The sequence below is a fragment of the Delftia sp. ZNC0008 genome, assembly GCF_000799035.1.
Classification (GTDB): Bacteria; Pseudomonadota; Gammaproteobacteria; order Burkholderiales; family Burkholderiaceae_C; genus Comamonas; species Comamonas tsuruhatensis.
Genome location: NZ_JTKZ01000515.1, coordinates 1 through 17344 on the forward strand (window position 1 = coordinate 1; position 17344 = coordinate 17344).

A 17344-nucleotide genomic window follows, 5' to 3' on the forward strand; every position below is an offset into this window, starting at 1 on the left:
CCGCGTGCCCACGATGCAGTCCGCCCGGCTCAACGCACTTCACGCAGGTAGCGCGTGGAGAAGCCCTTTTGCACATCGGCCATCTTCTGGTAGTCCACCGAGGTGGCGCGTGCGTACTCGCTGGCGGGCAGGAAATGGCCGGCCACTTCCTTGGGCAGGGCCACGTCGCGCACCGGGCGCAGGTAGGCGTTGGCCCAGATGGACTGGCCCTTGTCGGACAGCACATAGTCCAGCACCTTCTTGCCGTTGTCCGTGTGCGGCGCCTTGTTCACCAGGCTCATCACATAGGGCATGACCACGGTGCCTTCCTTGGGGATCACGAAGTCCACGTCGGCCTTGTCCTTGTAGCGGGCGCGGTAGGCGTTGAAGTCGTAGTCCAGCAGGATGCCGATCTCGCCCGACAGCAGGCGCGCATACGAGGTCTGCTTGGGCACGATGGGCTCGTTCTTCTGCAGCTTCTTGAAGTAGTCGATGGCCGGCTGGAAGTTGTCCAGCGTGCCGCCCATGGCCTGGTTCACGGCCACGGCGCCCACATAGCCCACGAAGGCCGAGGCCGGGTCCAGGTAGCCCACCAGGCCCTTGTACTCGGGCTTGAGCAGGTCTGCCCAGGACTGCGGCACGGGCTTGCCGCCCAGCGCCGCCTTGTTGACCATGAAGCCCAGCGTGCCCGAGTGGATGGTCACCCACTCGCCCTTGGGGTCCTTGAGGCCGGCGGGAACCTGGTCCCAGTGGGCGGGCTTGTAGGCGGCGACCACGCCGTCTTTCTGCGCCTGGATGGCGAAGGTCACGCCCAGGTAGGTCACATCGGCGACGGGGCTGGCCTTCTCGGCCACCAGCTGGGCCAGCGACTGGCCGGAGTTCTTGTTGTCGGGCGGCACGGTGATGCCGGTATCGGCCTTGATGGCCTTGATCTGCGTGCCCCAGTCGGCCCATTCGGGCGGGCAGTTGTAGCAGATGGCGCTCTGGGCCAGCGCCGTGCCGCAGACGGCGGTGGTGGCGGCCAGCAGGGCAAGGTGCTTGATGGAGGGCTTGAAGGAGAGCTTGAAGGGGAGGGCAGTCAGTTTCATGGTGCGTACTCGAAGAGGTGGGGGAGCGTGGGGAAGGGGAGGGGCGCGGCCTTGGCTTGCGCGGGCCGCTGTTGTTGGTTTCAGAGCCGGCAGGACTCGCCGCTGCGCCAGCCATGCGGCAGGCACAGGCTGTCCTGCGCGGCCAGGGTTTTCTTGCCCGCCAGCGCATCGCACAGCAGGCGCACGCAGGCCGAGCCGATCTCGTGGTTGGGCTGGGAAATCGAGGCCAGCGAAGGCGTGAGATCGCCCGCCATGGCAATCCCGTCAAAGCCGACCACGCTGAGGTCCGCAGGCACGGAGAACCCGGCCAGCGATGCCGCGCGGATGGTGCGTATCGCCAGCAGATCGTTGCTGCAGACAATGGCCGTGGGCGGCGCCTGCTCGCTCAGGTGCTGCTGCAGCATCTGCACGGCGGTGGCGGCAAAGGGCACCTCCCAGACCGGCAGCGGCGACAGGCCTGCGGCCTGCATGCCCAGCGCATAGCCACGGCAGCGCTGCTGGGCGCGGTCGGACGCGCGCAACTGGCCCGTGACCATGCCGATGCGGCTGTGGCCTGCCGCAGCCAGGCGCAGCACCAGCTCCCTGACGGCGCCCGTGTTGTCCACGCCCACGCAGGCATGCTCATGGGTGTGGTGATAGGCCAGCACATAGGGCTTGCCGGCCTGGCGCACACGCGCCAGCGCCGCCGAATCGCCAGGGTTGGAGACCACCAGCACCAGCGCATCCACCCCGCTGGCCAGCAGCCGCGTGGTGGCCGCGTCTTCACCGGCGTGGTCGTATTCGGTGGTGCAGGGCGAAATCGCATAGCCGCGCAGCGCCGCCTGCGAGGCAATGCCCTGCAGGCACTCGGCAAACACCGGATTGGTGAGCGTGGGCAGCACCACGCCCAGCACCTTGCTGCTGCGCGTGCGCAGCGTGCGTGCGCTGGCATTGGCCACGTAGCCCACTTCCTGCGCCACGCGCAGCACCGTGCTGCGCGTTTGCGCATTGACCACCTCCGGCGAATTGAAAACCCGCGAAACGGTGGCGACGGACAGGCCCGCGCGGCGTGCGACCTCGGTGATGCTCATGGATGTAAACGATTTCTTGAAAACGTTTACATTGCACCCGCTGCGCGTGACAGGGAGGTGACGAAGGTTTGAAGCTTTTGTGGCAGTTCAGGCGCTGCCCGGGTAGTCCCTGACCACCTCCATGAATGCTGCCAGGATGGGAGACGTGTCGTCCCGCCGGTGGACGCAGCTCAGCTCGATGTCCTTGAGGAAGCGCGAGCGCAGCGGGCGGAAGACGACGCCCGGCAATCTCAGCATGGTTCCCGATTCGGGCGTGATGCACAGCCCCAGGCCTGCGCTGACCAGGGCGATGCAAGTGGTGACGTCCTCCACCTCCTGCATGACCTCGATCTGCACTTTTTCGCGGCGAAACGCTGCCATCACCTCCTGCGCCAGTCCCGCCAGCGGCGTGTTCGGGTACAGGATCATGGGCTGGCGCTCCAGGTCGCGAATGGAAATCCCGGCGCGTGTGCTGAGCGGATGGCCTTCATGCATGCCCACGTACATGGGCTCGCGCAGCACCAGGCACACGGCCAGGTCGGGCTCGGCAGGGGGCAGCCGGTGAAAGCCCACCTGGATCCGGTGTTCCCGCAAGGCCTGGATCTGCTCGCCCTTGGTCAGGTTGTGAAGCCGGATGCGGACCTCGGGCCGCTGCGTGTGAAAGCTCCCGATCAGGCGCGGGATGACGCTCAGCACCCCCGAGCCGAAGATGCCGATGTCCAGATCACCCAGCAGCCCCTTTCCTGCCCGCAGCGCACGTTCGCGGGCCAGCCGGGCCAGTTCCAGGATGTTCGGAACATCGCGCAAAAGGGAGTGCGCAGCCTCGGTCAGCTCTATGCCCCGGGATGTGCGCACGAACAGTTCCACACCGAGGTCCTCCTCCATCTGGCGCATCTGCCGCGACAGGGGCGGCTGCGCCATGTGCAGCCGCTCGGCCGCACGGCTGACGCTTTGCTCCTGTGCCAGGGCGAGGAAGTAACGCATATGCCGCAGATCCATGGCCATTCCCTTTTTTGGAGATACCTGAATGGTATGGCCGATCGCTGATTCGGTATTGGACAGTATGGGGAGGGCACTCGAGAATGGTTTGCACAACCCCTGCCATCGCAGCCACGACGCATTCAGGAGGAGACAGGCCATGCATTCACTCATCACGCGGATCGCGCGGATCATCGGTGCCTGGGCCTGCGCGCTGGTGCCGCTGTGCGGCGTGGCGCAGGCCTTTCCGGACAGGCCTGTCACCCTGGTCCTGGCCTACTCCGCAGGGAGCATCTCCGACGTTCTCGCGCGCAGCGTGGCCCAGCAGTTGAGCGCCCGGTGGAAGCAGCCGGTGCTGGTCGACAACCGGCCCGGGGGCAACCAGATCATCGCGGCCAGCCTCGTGGCCAAGGCCCCCGCCGATGGCTACACCCTGCTGCTGTGCGACGACGGCGTCTTCACGCTCAACCCGCATCTGTTCCGCAAGCTGCCCTATTCGCTGGAGGATTTCGCGCCGGTCGCGGATCTTGCGCAGTTGCAGATGGTGCTGTCCAGCGCGAGGCAGGTGCCCGCTGCAAGCATCGCTGAACTGGTGGCCCTGGCCAGGGCCAGGCCGGGCACGCTGAACTATGGCTCGTTCGGCACGGGGAACATCGTCCACCTGGCCATGGATGCGTTTTCCCGGATGGCCGCCATCGAACTGGTGCATGTGCCCTACAAGGGCTATCCCGACGCCATCCGTGATGTTCTGGCCAACCAGGTCCAACTGGTGCTGGGCGGCATTGGCGGGCCGGCGCTTCAGTATTTGAAAAGCGGTGCCATGAGGCCGCTGGCCGTCACGGGTCCATCGCGCAGCCCCTTGCTGCCGGATGTTCCCACCCTGGCCGAAGCAGGCTTTGCGCGGCTCGACCCGCAAGTCAATTTCATCCTCATGGCGCCTGCGGGCACGCCGCCAGCCGTGGTGCGCAAAATCAATGCAGCCGCCGCTGTCATCGTCCGGCAGGAGATTGCGGCCACGGTGCTTGCGCCCAACGGCATGAGACCGCTGGGCGCAAGCCCGGACGCCCTGGCGGCCTCGCTCAGGCAGGGCAGGGCCGCATATGCCGAACTCGTGAAATCGTCTGGCGTCAGGCTGGACTAGAAAATGGAGAAAGTTGCCATGATCATCGAAAAGCAGAGCGACGTGACGGCCGCCGTGCTGGAGCAATTGCAGCAGTCAAGCGATCCCCGCTTCAAGGAGATCATGACCGCCGCAGTCACCCATCTGCACGGCTTCATACGGGACGCCCGCCTGTCGGAGGCGGAATTCCACCAGGCCTGCGCCCTCATCGCCCGGCTGGGGCAACTGACCACGGCCTCGCACAACGAGGTGGTGCTCATTGCCGGCTCGCTGGGCGTCTCCGCCCTGGTCTGCCTGCTCAACAACGGGGACAACGGCCAGACGGAAACCACGGCCAACCTGATGGGGCCGTTCTGGCGCATGGATTCTCCGCCCACGGAAAACGGCGGCTCCATCGTCCGCTCTCCCACGCCGGGCATGCCCGTGTTCGTGAGCGCCTGGGTGCGCGACCGGCAGGGTCGGCCCGTGCCGGATGCCGAAGTCGATGTATGGCATGCGTCGTCCGAGGGCTTCTATGAGAACCAGGACCCGGAGCAGGCCGACATGAACCTGCGCGGCAAGTTCAGGACCGATGCCGCAGGGTGCATCACCTTTCGCACCATCAAGCCCGTAGGCTATCCCATCCCCTTGAGCGGCCCGGTGGGCGCCCTGCTGCGCGCGCAGGGCCGGCACAACATGCGCCCGGCCCACATCCACTTCATGATCTACAAGCCCGGCTTCAAGACGCAGTTTGCCCAGGTGTATTCCAGTGACGATCCGCACCTGGAGACTGATGTGCAGTTCGGCGTGACGCGGGCGCTGATCGGACAGTACGTTCTTCACTCGGGCGAGACCCCTCCAGCCGACGACGTGCATGGCGCCTGGTACACGCTGGACCACCATTTCGTGATCGAGCCAGGGGAGGCTCGGCTGCCCAAGCCCCCGATCACCGGCAAGGCCGGCGGGGAGCGCCCGACGCTCACCGTGCTGGAGCGCTGCACAGACACTCACTGAGGAAAGCCCGGAAATGATCGATGCCACCGAACGCCAGGACGCGGCCCATGCGCTGCTGCAGGCCGAACAGAGCCGCCAGCCCATCTCCCAGGTCAGCCGGACCTGGCCGGCCATGGAGATAGCCGATGCCTACGCCGTGCAGCAACTGTGGGCGCAGGCCAAGGTCAAGGCTGGCGCGCGCATCGTGGGCCACAAGATCGGCCTGACCTCGCGCGCCATGCAGATGGCTTCCGGCATGAATGAGCCGGACTACGGCGTTCTGCTGGATCACATGGTCCATGCGGATGGCGCCCGGATATGCGCTTCGCAATTCCACCGGCCCCGCCTGGAGGTGGAGCTTGCCTTTGTCCTGGGCAAGTCCTTGGGTGGCACCCAGCCGGGCGGCAGGCCGGTGACGGTCTATGACGTGCTGGACGCCACGGCCTATGTGACGCCTGCGCTTGAGATCATCGACTACCGCACCGAGGTGCCGCGCAGCATCTGCGACACCATCGCGGACAACGCCGCAGCCGCCGCCATGGTCACGGGAGGGCGCATTGTGCGCCCCATGGACATCGATCTGCGCTGGGTGGCCGCCACCCTGTCCAAGAACGGCGTGATTGAGGAGTCAGGTGTCTCGGCTGCCGTCATGGGCCATCCCGCCTTGGGCATCGTCTGGCTGGCCAACAAGCTCGCGGGCCATGGCATCACGCTGGAGGCCGGGCACATCCTCCTGGCGGGCTCCTTCACTCGGCCCACGGCGATCGCTGCCGGCGACACCATCCATGCGGACTTTGGACCGCTGGGCTCCATCGGGGTGTCGTTCACGGAATAGGAAATGCCTGCCGTCCGGCCTTCACGGGACCGATGGATCCAGCTCCGATGCCAGCAACGGCTGCTGCCGGTGCAACCATTCCAGAAAGCTGGAAAGCCGGGCACTGAAGAGTGTTTTGGGCATACACGGTGCCCTGGCCTGGATCAGGAAGAAATCGATGGACTCTGCCAATTCCGGGTGGCGCTTTGAAAAACATCCGGCGAACTCCTCCAGCGTGCGCGGCCAGAACCCCCCTGAGCAGGGGCGCAGCACATTGGTGGCCCGGATCAGCTTGCGTGCGGCTTCGCGTTGCAGGCGCAGGGCCTCCATGTCGTTCGGGGTCGCGGCAATGCGCTGCAGGTAGTCGTTCAGCACCCGCACGTAGTCGCCATTGACGGCCTGTGCAATCGCCCTGGACGGCTCGAACGCCTCAAACTGCCGCGCCAGGTCTTCTCCATGGATGCAGCGGCACTCATGCTTGAGCCAGTAGCCCCAGCTGTAGAGATGGGCAGGGTCCAGCACCTCCTGCCGAGTGCCCAGGTCGAAGTCGATCTTCACGACTTCTGTGTGACGTAGTTGGAGGTCCTGGCGCAGCTGCTCCAGCCTGGCGCTCTCCTGCCTGGAGAGGGGGCGGGCCAGCACGATCGTCAGGTCCAGGTCCGAGAAGCCCGCCCTTGCGCAGCCGCGCGCCACGCTGCCATACAGATAGAGGCTGTCCAGCGCCTCGCCGAGGGCGCTGCCGATGGCTGCGCGCGCATCTGCCACCAAATCCACAAATTCCGGCTGGATGGGGGCTCTGACAAAGACTTCGAGAGTGCCAGCGGAGCCGAGGTTGTTCATTGGTCTTGCAGTAGTGGAATGGGAGGCACGGCTCTGAGCCAGTCTCCTGCGAACAAGCCTGGAGCCTACAGCTCCCCTTCAGGGTCAGGCATAGGATTTGTAGCGATTGGAAACCGCATGCATCCCAGCGTGCGGGCGTCCATCATAAAAACACAACTCCAAGCTTCCCATGTCTTCATTCGATACCCAACTGCTGCTCATCGCGCTGGCCAGCGTGCTGGTCCTCGTCGCGCTGATCGTCTCGCGCATCCGTCTTCATCCCTTGCTGGCGCTGCTGGTGGTTTCCATTGGCGTGGGCTTTGCCACCGGCATGGCGCCGGGCGAGATCGTCAAGAACCTCACCAACGGGGCCGGCAAGACGCTGGGCGCCGTGGGCGTGGTGATTGCCCTGGGCGCCATGCTGGGCAAGATCCTGGCGGACTCCGGCACCACCGAGCGGCTGGCCAGTGCCATCCTGCAGCGCACGTCCGAGCGCATGATTCCCTGGGCCATGACCCTGGTGGCCTTCGTGATCGGCATTCCCATGTTCTTCGAGGTGGGGCTGGTGGTCATGCTGCCGCTGATCTTCAGCGTGGCGCGCAAGCTGGAAAGCAATGAGCGCTTCAAGGGATCGGCCTATGTCTATGTGGGCGTGCCCGTGATCGCCGCGCTGGCCGCCATGCACGGCATGGTGCCGCCGCACCCGGGCCCGCTCACCGCCATCGCCACGCTGCATACCACGGTCGGCCCGACCATGCTGTACGGCTTTCTGGCCGTGATTCCCGCCATGGTGCTGGGCGGCCCGCTGTACGGCGCCTTCATCACGCCGCGCATGAGCACGCGCCCCGATGCAGCCCTGCTGGAGCAGTTCACATCAGGCAAGAAGGAAGGCGGGGAGGGCAGTGCGCCCAGCATCGGCATGGGCGTGCTGTGCGCCTTGCTGCCCGCGCTGCTGATGCTGGTGCATGCGCTGGCCGAGGTGCTTCTGCCCAAGGATTCGGGCCTGCTGCATGCGGCGGCCTTCCTGGGCAATCCGCTGGTGGCCATGCTGCTGGGCGTGGTGTTTGCCTCCATCACCCTGGGCTATCTGCGCGGCGCCGATGCAGAGAAGCTGCGCGACGCGCTGGGCCAGAGCCTCAAGCCCATCGCAGGCATCATGCTCATCATTGCGGGCGGCGGTGCCTTCCAGCAGATCCTGACCAGCGCCAAGGTGGGCGATGCCATCGTCCACATGACCCAGCAGTTCGCCCTGCCTCCGCTGGTGCTGGGCTGGATGATCGCCATGCTGCTGTCGGTGTCCACCGGCTCGGCTACCGTGGGCATCGTCGGCGCGGCGGGCCTGCTGGCGCCGCTGGCGGCCTCCGATCCTTCGCTGAACGTGCCGCTGCTGGCGCTGGCCATCGGCTGCGGCTCGCTGTTCTTCAACTATGCCAACCACGCGGGCTTTTGGATGGTGAAGGAGTCCTTCGGCATGAGCATGGGCGAGGCCACCAAGACGATTACCGTGGTCCAGTCCATCGTGTCCTTTGTGGGCCTGCTGATGGTGCTGCTGTTCAACCTGCTGCCCAAGCTGGGATAGGTGAAAGGCATGAGGCGGGCCGACGGCGGCCGCTTCGATGCCGCGGCAACCACCAAGAGAGGGCACTTCTTCCGGTTCGACTGCGAATTGTCCCAGTCGCGACAGGGAAAATGCCGCCCCGTACAGGTGCGGTACCCGGCGCCGCTTCAACGCGGGTCCGGCAATTGACCTATACTGCTGGAGGTGCTGTCCTTGTTGTTCGCCTCCTCAGTGCCCGTCTGACATTCTTGCAGTTCCCGGACTGCCGTTGGCCGCCCACTGTGACGAAGTCCGCAACTGTCACTCCCATCGGCGAGCACCACGCGGGTCCAACACCCTTCCCCGGGCCTGCACTCTCCCTGCCACCTGCAGGGGCCTCTTTCCCTTTTTTCCGATGATCCGCTGCCTGTGTGCGGCGGTCATCCTGCGCTGGCCCAAGGCCGCAGCATGGTGCTGCACCGGCAACTTGCGGCGACGCACCCCTTTCAACATGTACTCACAGGAGTCCCATTGGCTAAAGAAGAACTGATCGAAATGCAAGGCCGGGTAGACGAAGTGCTGCCTGATTCCCGCTTCCGCGTAACGCTGGAAAACGGCCACCAGCTCATCGCCTATACCGGCGGAAAAATGCGCAAGCACCGCATCCGCGTGCTGGCCGGCGACAAGGTCACGCTCGAGATGTCGCCCTATGACCTGAACAAGGGCCGTCTCACGTTCCGTCATATTGAGCAACGCTCCGGCGGCGCCCCGGGCCAGCGCCCACCCCAGCGCCGCTGAGGTCTGCCAGCCCGCTCTTGCCTTGGAGCGGGCATGGGGGGTGCACAGAAAGGACCCGGCCTTGCGCCTGGTCCCATGGCCGGCAGCCCCGCCAGCCCGGCCGCCCGGGCGGCATCGGCCGGGACAGGCGGGTCCCCCGGCTTACTTGGACATTCCGTCCTTGCCCATGGAGTCCTTCTTCATTGCGTCCTTGGACATGCCATCCTTGTGCATGCCGTCCTTGTGCATGGAGTCCTTCTTCATTCCATCCTTGGACATGGAATCCTTTTTCATCCCGTCCTTGGACATGGAGTCCTTCTTCATCCCATCCTTGGACATGGAATCCTTGGTCATTGCGCCCTTGGACATGCCGTCCTTGGACATCTCATCCGCAGCGAATGCCGAGGTGGCGCCGGCCAGGGCGAGGCAGGCGGCGAGCACGGTGGTGGTGAACTTGGTCATTTGAGTCTTCCTTTGGATTAGCGGTTTGCAGGTTGCACAATCGGCCGGTCTTGCATGGCCCGGCCTCGCACCTTCGTTGGCGGCACAGCGGCTTGTGAGGCCGCTCAGCTGCCTCCGAACCAGTTGTAGCCCTGGTCTTCCCAGTAGCCGCCGGAGTAGGTGTTGGTGACGAACATGGCCTGGACGTGCTTCGGGTTCTTGTAGCCCAACTTGGTGGGCATGCGAAGCTTCATCGGGAAGCCATATTTGGGCGGCAGGGGCTGCCCGTCGTAAGTCAATGCCATCAGCGTCTGCGGATGCAGGGCCGTGGCCATGTCGATGCTGGTGAAGTAGTCGTCAACGCACTTGAAGCCGACGTACTTGGCGCTGGTGTCGGCGCCTATATGGCGCAGGAAATCGGCGAAACGCACGCCGCCCCAGCGGCCTATGGCGCTCCAGCCCTCCACGCAGATATGGCGCGTGATCTGTTCGTCCTGCGGCATGGCGCGCAGCTCGGCCAGGGTCCAGGCATGGCGGTCGGCGACCATGCCGGTCACCTCCAGGCGCCAGCTGGCCCCGTCCACCTCGCGCACCTCGTCCTCGCCGTAGTAGGCATTGAAGGGGAAGGGGCGCGTGATCTCGGCTGCTGAATAGGTGGGCGCCAGCCGCGTGGGGCTGAAGAGCAGGCCCTGCATGCGGTCGTTGAAGCGCGATACCTGATTGAGCGCGGCCTCGACGTGGCTGTCATCGCTGATGCTGCAGCCCGTGAGCAGGGACAGGCCGCCCAGCGTGAGCGATCGCTGCAAAAAGGCGCGGCGTGCGGGCTGGTCGAGCTTGCGGACGATCAGCGAGCGTGCCTCGCGCACCACGGCCTCGCCATCGACGCCGGGCAGGGAAGGGGCTTTGAAGATTTTCATGGTGTCTTGGGCGCACGGCCGTGGATCATGGTCAGGAAGGTCCGGGGCACCAGGGCGACCATTGCCAGGTGCACCACCACAAAGGCGACCAGCGCAGCCATGCCGAAGAAGTGCACGCGCCTTGCGGACTCATAGCCGCCCAGCAGCTCGCGCAGCAGCGGGAACTGCACCGACTTCCAGAGCACCAGGCCCGACAGCACGATCACCACCAGGTCCAGCACCACGAACAGGTAGGCCAGCTTTTGCACATGGTTGTAGCGGGCCGGGTCGGCGTGCGAGAGCCGGCCCTTGAGGGCGGCCACCAGGTCCTGCCGCACGCCCTGCACCGTGATGGGAAAGAACTTGCGCAGCCACCGGCCGCTGGCGATGTTGAGCAGCAGGTACAGCAGTCCGTTGAACACCAGCAGCCACATGGCCGCGAAATGCCATTGCAGCGCCCCGCCCAGCCAGCCGCCCAGCGTGATCGAGCCCGGAAAGCTGAAATCAAAGAACGGCGCCGCGTTGTAGATGCGCCAGCCGCTGGTCACCAGAATGACCACGGCCAGCGCATTGAGCCAATGCGTCAGGCGCAGCCACAGCGGGTGGATGCGCTGGCCATCCTGGGGCTGTGCCGGTTGGGGGGTGATGAGGGCGGTGTTCATGGGTCCCATTGTTGGAGGGACCCTGTAGCGGATGTATCACGCAAACTTCAATTAATCGTGATAACTCCCAAGGCCGGCTCAGCCCGCCTGCGCGCACCCGGCCAGATAGTCCACCAGCGTGCGCGCCGCAGGCGATAGCCGGCTGCCGTCCCTGAAGCAGATGGCGAACTGGCGCCGCGCCCAGGCATCGGTGAGCGGCACCATGTGCACACCCTGCACGCCCTGCACGCCCTGCACGCCCTGACCGGGGCCCGCCATGCCCAGGATCTCCCTGGGCATGATGGCCACGCCCAGGCCGGCGCGCACGCAGCGGATCGTGGCGTCGAAGGAGCTGACCACGGCGCGGTAATTGAGGGGCCGGCCGATGATGGCCGCCGCCCGCGCCAGCATGGTGTAGACGGCCGTGGAGGCGGGCAGGCCCACATGCTCGCAATCCAGCGTTTCGCTGAAGCTGCAGCTATCGCGCAAGGCCAGCGGGTGGCCGGCCGGCACGGCCACGGCCAGGGTGTCGCAGCGGTAGGGCAGGGTCTGCAGGCCCTCCAGATCGGCCGCGTTCCAGCACACGCCCACCAGGGCCAGGCCTTCGCGGATGGATCGGATGATTTCGCTGCTGGTCAGCTCCTCGATGTCCACGCGGATCTGCGCGTGCTCGGGCTTTTGCAGAAAGGCCGCAATGTCATCGGGCAGCGACTCGGCAATCGATGAGACCGAGGCCAGTATCCGCACCTGTCCCTTCACGCCATGCTGGTAGGCCGCCATGTCGCGGGCCGCGCGGTCGGCGCTGGCCAGCATGGCGCGTGCATGCTCCAGCAGCATCAGCCCGGCTGCGGTGGGCACCACGCCCCGGCGGTGGCGCTCCAGCAGCGGGGCCTGCACCTGCTCTTCCAGCAGTGCCATGCGCTTGCTGATGGCCGATGAGCCGATGTGCTGCTGCTCGCCCGCGCGGGCAATATTGCCCAGGTCGCAGGCCGCGACAAAGAGCCGCAGGGTGGTCAGGTCCAGGTCTTTCATGGCGGTTATGGATTTCCATTTGGGAAACTCTGAGCCGAAAAATTATCGCTTCTGCACGCTGGTGGGAATGTCTAAAGTGCCATTCAAGACAAACCACCCCACGCGAACCTTCCCATGCCAGAACCCATCCGTGCCCCGCAGTCCGCCGTCATCCGCGAGGTCGGCCTGCGCGATGGCCTGCAAAGCATCCAGACCGTGCTGTCCACCGAGCGCAAGAAGGAATGGATACGCGACGCCTACGCTGCCGGCCAGCGCGAGATCGAAGTCGGCTCCTTCGTCCCCGCGCGCCTGTTGCCCCAACTGGCCGACACGGCCGAACTGGTGGCCTATGCCCGAACGCTGCCGGGCCTGTTCGTCTCCGTGCTGGTGCCCAACATGCGTGGTGCCGAAAGCGCCATCGCCAGCGGGGCCGACCTGATGCTGGTGCCGCTGTCGGCCAGCCATGCCCACAGCCTGGCCAACCTGCGCAAGACGCCCGATGAGGTCGTGGCCGAGGTGGCCCGCATGCGTGCCGCACGCGATGCCGCAGGTTCGAAGATGCTGATCGAGGGCGGCATTGGCACGGCCTTCGGCTGCACGCTGCAGGGCCGGGTGGAACCGGCCGAGGTGCTGCGCTGCATGCAGGCGCTGCTGGACGCGGGGGCCGACCGCGTCAGCATGGCCGACACCGTGGGCCATGGCGGGCCGGGCCAGGTGCAATCGCTGTTCGAGCAGGCGCGGCGCATTGCGGGCGAACGCTTTTGGTGCGGCCACTTCCACGACACGCGCGGCCTGGCGCTGGCCAATGTGCATGCGGCCCTGCAGACCGGCGTCACGCGCTTTGACGCCACGCTGGCCGGCATCGGTGGCTGCCCCCATGCGCCCGGCGCCAGCGGCAATGCCTCCACCGAAGACCTGGCCTTCATGCTGGACACCATGGACATCGACACGGGCCTGGACATCGAGGCCCTGCTGCGCCTGCGCGCCAAGGTGGCCGCCTGGCTGGATGGCGAAAGCCTGCATGGCGCGCTGTGGCGCGCGGGCCTGCCGCGCAGCGTCAAAGCCGGCGCAGCCCCTGCCGCTGCATGAACCCCTTACCTTCCCACGAGCACACCTGTATGGCCACCGAACCCCTGCTGCCGCTGTCCGGCATCCGCGTCATCGAATTCACCCACATGGTCATGGGCCCCACCTGCGGCATGATCCTGGCCGACCTGGGCGCCGAAGTCATCAAGGTCGAGCCACCGGGCGGCGACAAAACGCGCACGCTGCCTGGCCTGGGCATCGGCTTTTTCCGCAGCTTCAACCGCAACAAGAAAAGCGTGGTGCTGGACATCACCACCGAAGCGGGCCGCGCCACCGCTGCCGAGCTGGCCGCTGGCAGCGATGTGGTGCTGGAGAACTTCCGCCCCGGCCTCATGCAGTCCCTGGGCCTGGACTACGCCACGCTGTCGCAGCGCGCTCCCGGTCTCATCTACGTCAGCCACAAGGGCTTTCTGCCCGGCCCCTACGAGAAGCGCCTGGCGCTGGACGAGGTGGTGCAGATGATGGGCGGCCTGTCGTACATGACCGGCCCCGTGGGCCGGCCGCTGCGCGCGGGCACCAGCGTCAACGACATCATGGGCGGCATGTTCGGCGCCATCGGCGTGCTCGCCGCCCTGCGCGAGCGTGAGCGCACCGGGCGCGGCCAGGAGGTGCAAAGCGCGCTGTTCGAGAACTGCGTCTTCCTGTCCTCCCAGCACATGCAGCAGTACCTGATGACGGGCGAGGCACCGCCGCCCATGCCCTCGCGCGTGTCGGCCTGGAGCGTCTACGACGTGTTCACCCTGGCCGGTGGCGAGCAGCTGTTCATCGGCGCCGTCAGCGACAAGCAGTTCGCCACCCTGTGCCGCGTGCTGGACCACGCCGACCTGCTGCAGCGCCCCGAATACGCCGACAACGCCGCCCGCGTGGCCGTGCGCCCCCAACTGCTGGCCGAGCTGGGCGCCATCCTGGCCGGCCATGAATCGGCCCGGCTTGCGCCGCAGCTGGAGGCCGCAGGCATTCCCTACGCGCCCATCACGCGGCCCGATCAACTGGTGGACGACCCGCACCTGCGCCAAAGCGGCGGCCTGGCTTCCATGCAGACCGAAGACGGTGGCCAGACCGACGTGGTGCTGCTGCCCCTGCTCATGAACGGCCACCGTCCCGGCGTGCGCATGCCGCTGGCCGGGATTGGCGAGCACACCGAAGAAATCCTCGGAGCCCTTGCATCACGGACCTGACAGCCATCCCCGGGCGCCGAAGGCCGCAGAAAAACCACCCCGGCGCGCATGAGACAACACAAAAAGGAGACAACCCCATGCACTCGTCCCATCCCTTCCGCCGCCGCACCCTGCTGGCCCTGGCCGGCGCATCGCTGGGGGCCGCTGCCCTGGGCGTGCGTGCCCAAAATGGCACGCCGCTGCGCGTCATCCTGCCCGTGGGGGCAGGCTCGGGCGCCGACACCATCGTGCGCTCGGCCCAGACTGCGCTGGTGCGCTCGCTGGGCGGCCAGCCCGTGGTCATGGAGAACCTGCCGGGCGCGGGCGGCATCACGGGAACGCAGGCCCTGGTCAAGGCGCCGGCCGATGGCAACACCATCGCCTTCATCTCCAACAACCACGCCGTCAACCCCAGCGTGTTCAAGAAGCTGCCCTACGACAGCCTGGCCGACATCACGCCGCTGTCCATCGTCGGCGGCTCGCCCTTCGTGCTGGTCGTGCACCCCAAGGTGGCGGCGCGCAATGCGCGCGAACTGCAGGCGCTCATGAAGGCGCGGCCCGGCGACCTCAACTACGCCTCGTCCGGCAACGGCACCATCTTCCACCTCGCGGCCGAAGTCTTTCTGGACGCGGCCGGCGCCACGGCACGCCACATTCCCTACAAGGGCGTGGGCCAGATGGTGGTGGACCTGCTCAGCGGGCAGGTGGACTTCGGCGTGATCGCCGTGGGCACGGCGCAGGCGCACCTCAAATCCGGCGCGCTGCGTGCCATCGGCATCATGGGCCGCGAGCGCGTGGCATCGCTGCCCGATGTGCCCACCGTAGCCGAGCAGGGCTTTCCCGGCGTGGACATCGCCGGCTGGGTGGCCGCCATAGGCCCAAAGGGCATGCCGCCCGCCCAGGTGCGGCGCCTGCACGACGGCATCGCCTCTGCCTTTGCCGATCCCGAGGTCAAGGCCGGCTTTGCACGGCGCGACGAATACACCGTGCTCAACAGCCCCGAGGCCGCAGCCCAGTTCCTGCGCTCCGAGCAGGAACGCTTTGCGCGCCTGGTCAAGAAGGCCAATGTCGTGTTGGAGTAAGTCGGGATGGCCCTGGTCTGGTCGGCTGTATCCCTGCGGGCGAAGTTTCTGAACGCGCTGCTGCCTTGCGCGCAAGGCCCCACGGCCGTGCAGACAGTCTTCAGATGGGTGTGAGAAGGTCCGGGTCGTACCGCTTTGCCGACATGCCCGAGGCATGGTCGATTCATGGGCATCGTTGACATGTACTGGCAGGGTGGATATCTTTGATATATCCAAAGGAGTTGAATATGCCGACCCGCACAAACGCCAACCAGATTGCCTTCCGCTACCGCGCAGTGGACAGCGCCACCGGCGTCACGCGAGAAACCGCCAAGCGCCTGGCCGAGCATCTTGGTGTTGATGAAACGCAGGCGATACACCGTGCGCTGCATGAGCTTGCCGTACGCATGCTGCCGCAGTACGAGGCGGATGACGGCCCCTTGACGGCAGCCCAGGTCAGGCAAATCAAGAAAAAAGTGCCGCAAGGAGAGCAACGCTCGGTGAAGTCGAGCTTGTTCGACTTGGAGACGCTGTGACCGCGCCTTGGTGGGATGAGCCCACGGCGGGCGACATCGTCTGGTGCTATTTCCCGCAAGACATCATTCCCGGGCCCAAGCCTCGGCCCGCGCTGATCCTGGTGGTCTTCGATGACGATGCTCCGCAGTTCACGGTACGAGTCGCCTACGGCACCAGCCAGCGCACTACCACGCTGTACAAGGGCGAGTTCGCCATCCTGCGCGAGCGCAATCCCGTGGCCTATGCGGCTGCCGGGTTGAGCTATGACACGAAATTCAATCTCAAGCAGGCCCTGGATCTGCCGTATACGGCAGAGTGGTTTGCAGTGCCGCCTGCAGCTCCCCATGGACAGACGCCCAAGTTGGGAGTCCTGCATCCTTCCCTTGTGCGCGCGGTGCAGGCCGCTTATCAGGCAGTGTCCAAATAAGCAGGGTTCTGCCACTGCCGCCAGCTATGCGTACGGTGTAATGTTCTTTCGCCAGAAGCTGCAACGCATTGACTGAGCCCTTGAATCCCTGGACCAGCGCACTGCCCATGCCTGCCACCGCGCCGAAGGCATTCCCACTGCCGCCCGCGCTGGTCGGCAAGTTGCAGGCGCTGGCACGGCTCAGCGGGGGGGCGCTGGCGTTGTGAGCGACGGATCCGCAGCCGGTTGGCCGGACGACATCACCGCCTCCAGCCCGCTTCTCGGGAAGACCGGGCTGTAGTTCACCTGGATCTCGGAGAGCCTGTCATTCACCCGCGTCGTCATGAAATAGCGCGGCATGTCGAATCCCACTTTCATCACCAGACCGCGAAGCTCGGAGAGGGCGCCGACCTTCACATCGGGATCGACCAGCACGGCAATGCGAACCGTGCTTTTGGCATCGGGGGCTGCGGTCAGCTTCCTGGAGAGTGTGTTTCTCAACTGAGCCGGACTGACCCGCTGGCCATCCAGGCTGTACGGGCGATCATTGCCGCTTGCCGCATGCATTTCGATCACGGTCAGATCTGCAGCAAGAGCGGGTGGGCCGAGCAGGGCGGCCAGCAGCAGGAATCTTGTTGGTTTCATGGTTCTGTTGTGCGATGCAGAGCTTGTTGACCCACTCGCTCTGTGAGCTTGTACCAGCTCGTCCCCATTTCTCCCAATTTCCCCCCAGATTGGTCGCAAGAATTCCTTGGCAACTCCAGGAAAAGACCATGATTGATTTCTCGCAAACCAACGCTTTACGCATTCGCCCGGCCCTGGTGCTGGCTGTGGCGGCCTTCGCGGCGGCCTGCAGCCATGCGCAGGGTCACGGGGGGCACGGCAATCCGCCGTCGCCGCCGCCCGAGGCCTATACGGCCTGCCAGGGCAAGGCCGAGGGTGACAGCGTGACGCTGACCATGCCCGATGGCAAGACGCTGGCCGGCACCTGCCGCA

20 protein-coding genes are annotated in these 17344 nt (G+C 65.9%); 11 read left to right on the forward strand and 9 right to left on the reverse strand.

Features of this window, described 5'->3' with window-relative positions; genetic code table 11:
- Positions 1-29: 29 nt before the first annotated feature.
- The 3 genes from L995_RS17375 to L995_RS17385 form a co-directional block, all read right to left on the reverse strand.
- Complete coding sequence (locus L995_RS17375) at positions 30-1067, reverse strand: ABC transporter substrate-binding protein (protein WP_047472772.1); 1038 nt, start codon at positions 1065-1067, stop codon at positions 30-32.
- An 80-nt stretch (positions 1068-1147) separates the two neighbouring features.
- On the reverse strand, positions 1148-2137 hold the full coding sequence (locus L995_RS17380) for a LacI family DNA-binding transcriptional regulator (RefSeq protein WP_047472773.1): 990 nt from the start codon (positions 2135-2137) through the stop codon (positions 1148-1150).
- A gap of 87 nt (positions 2138-2224) precedes the next feature.
- Positions 2225-3115 carry a LysR substrate-binding domain-containing protein gene (locus L995_RS17385; protein WP_047472784.1) on the reverse strand — a complete coding sequence of 297 codons (891 nt, stop codon included), beginning with the start codon at positions 3113-3115 and terminating at the stop codon, positions 2225-2227.
- A 139-nt stretch (positions 3116-3254) separates the two neighbouring features.
- On the opposite strand from L995_RS17385, the gene L995_RS17390 reads away from it, so the two are divergent.
- Genes L995_RS17390 through hpaH form a run of 3 tightly spaced genes read left to right on the forward strand, consistent with a single transcriptional unit; the run spans position 3255 to position 6021 of the window.
- Entirely contained in the window at positions 3255-4235 is a 981-nt protein-coding gene (locus L995_RS17390) for a Bug family tripartite tricarboxylate transporter substrate binding protein (protein ID WP_047472774.1), read from the forward strand.
- An 18-nt stretch (positions 4236-4253) separates the two neighbouring features.
- On the forward strand, positions 4254-5207 hold the full coding sequence (locus tag L995_RS17395) for a dioxygenase family protein (protein ID WP_047472785.1): 954 nt from the start codon (positions 4254-4256) through the stop codon (positions 5205-5207).
- Between the two features lie 13 nt (positions 5208-5220).
- Complete coding sequence (gene hpaH, locus L995_RS17400; protein WP_047472775.1) at positions 5221-6021, forward strand: 2-oxo-hept-4-ene-1,7-dioate hydratase; 801 nt, start codon at positions 5221-5223, stop codon at positions 6019-6021.
- A gap of 21 nt (positions 6022-6042) precedes the next feature.
- On the opposite strand, the gene L995_RS17405 is transcribed toward hpaH, so the two are convergent.
- Positions 6043-6840, reverse strand: coding sequence for a nucleotidyltransferase domain-containing protein (locus L995_RS17405; RefSeq protein WP_047472776.1), 798 nt, complete (start codon positions 6838-6840; stop codon positions 6043-6045).
- Positions 6841-7009: 169 nt separating this feature from the next.
- On the opposite strand from L995_RS17405, the gene L995_RS17410 reads away from it, so the two are divergent.
- Together L995_RS17410 and infA are read left to right on the forward strand one after the other, a co-directional pair.
- Positions 7010-8398, forward strand: coding sequence for a GntP family permease (locus L995_RS17410; protein ID WP_016453662.1), 1389 nt, complete (start codon positions 7010-7012; stop codon positions 8396-8398).
- Between the two features lie 489 nt (positions 8399-8887).
- The gene (gene infA / locus L995_RS17415; RefSeq protein WP_016448120.1) at positions 8888-9154 is read left to right on the forward strand and encodes a translation initiation factor IF-1; all 267 of its coding nucleotides are present in this window, start codon (positions 8888-8890) and stop codon (positions 9152-9154) included.
- 141 nt (positions 9155-9295) lie between these two features.
- Here infA and L995_RS17420 read toward each other — a convergent pair whose 3' ends face one another.
- The 4 genes from L995_RS17420 to L995_RS17435 all read right to left on the reverse strand — a co-directional run bounded on the left by L995_RS17420 (position 9296) and on the right by L995_RS17435 (position 12143).
- The gene (locus L995_RS17420; protein ID WP_016448119.1) at positions 9296-9595 is read right to left on the reverse strand and encodes a pentapeptide MXKDX repeat protein; all 300 of its coding nucleotides are present in this window, start codon (positions 9593-9595) and stop codon (positions 9296-9298) included.
- Positions 9596-9699: 104 nt separating this feature from the next.
- Positions 9700-10491, reverse strand: a complete 792-nt coding sequence (locus L995_RS17425; RefSeq protein WP_047472777.1) for a molybdopterin-dependent oxidoreductase — start codon at positions 10489-10491, stop codon at positions 9700-9702.
- Positions 10488-11141: a cytochrome b/b6 domain-containing protein gene (locus L995_RS17430; RefSeq protein ID WP_047472778.1), complete on the reverse strand. Its 654-nt coding sequence runs from the start codon at positions 11139-11141 to the stop codon at positions 10488-10490. Before L995_RS17430 ends, L995_RS17425 begins: the two co-directional genes overlap by 4 nt.
- A 69-nt stretch (positions 11142-11210) precedes the next feature.
- The gene (locus L995_RS17435; protein ID WP_047472779.1) at positions 11211-12143 is read right to left on the reverse strand and encodes a LysR family transcriptional regulator; all 933 of its coding nucleotides are present in this window, start codon (positions 12141-12143) and stop codon (positions 11211-11213) included.
- A 114-nt stretch (positions 12144-12257) separates the two neighbouring features.
- Between L995_RS17435 and L995_RS17440 the strand changes: the two genes are divergently transcribed.
- The 5 genes from L995_RS17440 to L995_RS17460 all read left to right on the forward strand — a co-directional run bounded on the left by L995_RS17440 (position 12258) and on the right by L995_RS17460 (position 16369).
- Complete coding sequence (locus tag L995_RS17440) at positions 12258-13211, forward strand: hydroxymethylglutaryl-CoA lyase (RefSeq protein WP_047472780.1); 954 nt, start codon at positions 12258-12260, stop codon at positions 13209-13211.
- Positions 13212-13240: 29 nt separating this feature from the next.
- A complete protein-coding gene (locus tag L995_RS17445) occupies positions 13241-14386 on the forward strand; it encodes a CaiB/BaiF CoA transferase family protein (RefSeq protein ID WP_331428953.1) in 1146 nt (381 codons plus the stop codon).
- A 77-nt stretch (positions 14387-14463) separates the two neighbouring features.
- On the forward strand, positions 14464-15447 hold the full coding sequence (locus L995_RS17450; protein WP_047472782.1) for a tripartite tricarboxylate transporter substrate binding protein: 984 nt from the start codon (positions 14464-14466) through the stop codon (positions 15445-15447).
- A gap of 227 nt (positions 15448-15674) precedes the next feature.
- Positions 15675-15962: a hypothetical protein gene (locus tag L995_RS17455; RefSeq protein ID WP_016453658.1), complete on the forward strand. Its 288-nt coding sequence runs from the start codon at positions 15675-15677 to the stop codon at positions 15960-15962.
- Positions 15959-16369, forward strand: coding sequence for a hypothetical protein (locus L995_RS17460; RefSeq protein WP_043791292.1), 411 nt, complete (start codon positions 15959-15961; stop codon positions 16367-16369). The genes L995_RS17455 and L995_RS17460 overlap by 4 nt, the downstream gene beginning before the upstream one ends.
- Positions 16370-16549: 180 nt before the next feature.
- On the opposite strand, the gene L995_RS17465 is transcribed toward L995_RS17460, so the two are convergent.
- Positions 16550-16993 carry a hypothetical protein gene (locus tag L995_RS17465; RefSeq protein WP_013802881.1) on the reverse strand — a complete coding sequence of 148 codons (444 nt, stop codon included), beginning with the start codon at positions 16991-16993 and terminating at the stop codon, positions 16550-16552.
- 128 nt (positions 16994-17121) lie between these two features.
- Here L995_RS17465 and L995_RS17470 point away from each other — a divergent pair.
- A partial coding sequence (locus L995_RS17470) for a hypothetical protein (RefSeq protein WP_047472783.1) occupies positions 17122-17344 on the forward strand: 223 nt, incomplete at its 3' end.

What these genes read in the sequence shown, in the direction of transcription:
- L995_RS17375 (WP_047472772.1), bottom strand. Translation starts at nt 1,067, where the DNA reads ATGAAACTGACTGCCCTCCCCTTCAAGCTCTCCTTCAAGCCCTCCATC.
- L995_RS17380 (WP_047472773.1), bottom strand. Translation starts at nt 2,137, where the DNA reads ATGAGCATCACCGAGGTCGCACGCCGCGCGGGCCTGTCCGTCGCCACC.
- L995_RS17385 (WP_047472784.1), bottom strand. Translation starts at nt 3,115, where the DNA reads ATGGATCTGCGGCATATGCGTTACTTCCTCGCCCTGGCACAGGAGCAA.
- L995_RS17390 (WP_047472774.1), top strand. Translation starts at nt 3,255, where the DNA reads ATGCATTCACTCATCACGCGGATCGCGCGGATCATCGGTGCCTGGGCC.
- L995_RS17395 (WP_047472785.1), top strand. Translation starts at nt 4,254, where the DNA reads ATGATCATCGAAAAGCAGAGCGACGTGACGGCCGCCGTGCTGGAGCAA.
- hpaH (WP_047472775.1), top strand. Translation starts at nt 5,221, where the DNA reads ATGATCGATGCCACCGAACGCCAGGACGCGGCCCATGCGCTGCTGCAG.
- L995_RS17405 (WP_047472776.1), bottom strand. Translation starts at nt 6,840, where the DNA reads ATGAACAACCTCGGCTCCGCTGGCACTCTCGAAGTCTTTGTCAGAGCC.
- L995_RS17410 (WP_016453662.1), top strand. Translation starts at nt 7,010, where the DNA reads ATGTCTTCATTCGATACCCAACTGCTGCTCATCGCGCTGGCCAGCGTG.
- L995_RS17420 (WP_016448119.1), bottom strand. Translation starts at nt 9,595, where the DNA reads ATGACCAAGTTCACCACCACCGTGCTCGCCGCCTGCCTCGCCCTGGCC.
- L995_RS17425 (WP_047472777.1), bottom strand. Translation starts at nt 10,491, where the DNA reads ATGAAAATCTTCAAAGCCCCTTCCCTGCCCGGCGTCGATGGCGAGGCC.
- L995_RS17430 (WP_047472778.1), bottom strand. Translation starts at nt 11,141, where the DNA reads ATGGGACCCATGAACACCGCCCTCATCACCCCCCAACCGGCACAGCCC.
- L995_RS17435 (WP_047472779.1), bottom strand. Translation starts at nt 12,143, where the DNA reads ATGAAAGACCTGGACCTGACCACCCTGCGGCTCTTTGTCGCGGCCTGC.
- L995_RS17440 (WP_047472780.1), top strand. Translation starts at nt 12,258, where the DNA reads ATGCCAGAACCCATCCGTGCCCCGCAGTCCGCCGTCATCCGCGAGGTC.
- L995_RS17445 (WP_331428953.1), top strand. Translation starts at nt 13,241, where the DNA reads ATGGCCACCGAACCCCTGCTGCCGCTGTCCGGCATCCGCGTCATCGAA.
- L995_RS17450 (WP_047472782.1), top strand. Translation starts at nt 14,464, where the DNA reads ATGCACTCGTCCCATCCCTTCCGCCGCCGCACCCTGCTGGCCCTGGCC.
- L995_RS17455 (WP_016453658.1), top strand. Translation starts at nt 15,675, where the DNA reads ATGCCGACCCGCACAAACGCCAACCAGATTGCCTTCCGCTACCGCGCA.
- L995_RS17465 (WP_013802881.1), bottom strand. Translation starts at nt 16,993, where the DNA reads ATGAAACCAACAAGATTCCTGCTGCTGGCCGCCCTGCTCGGCCCACCC.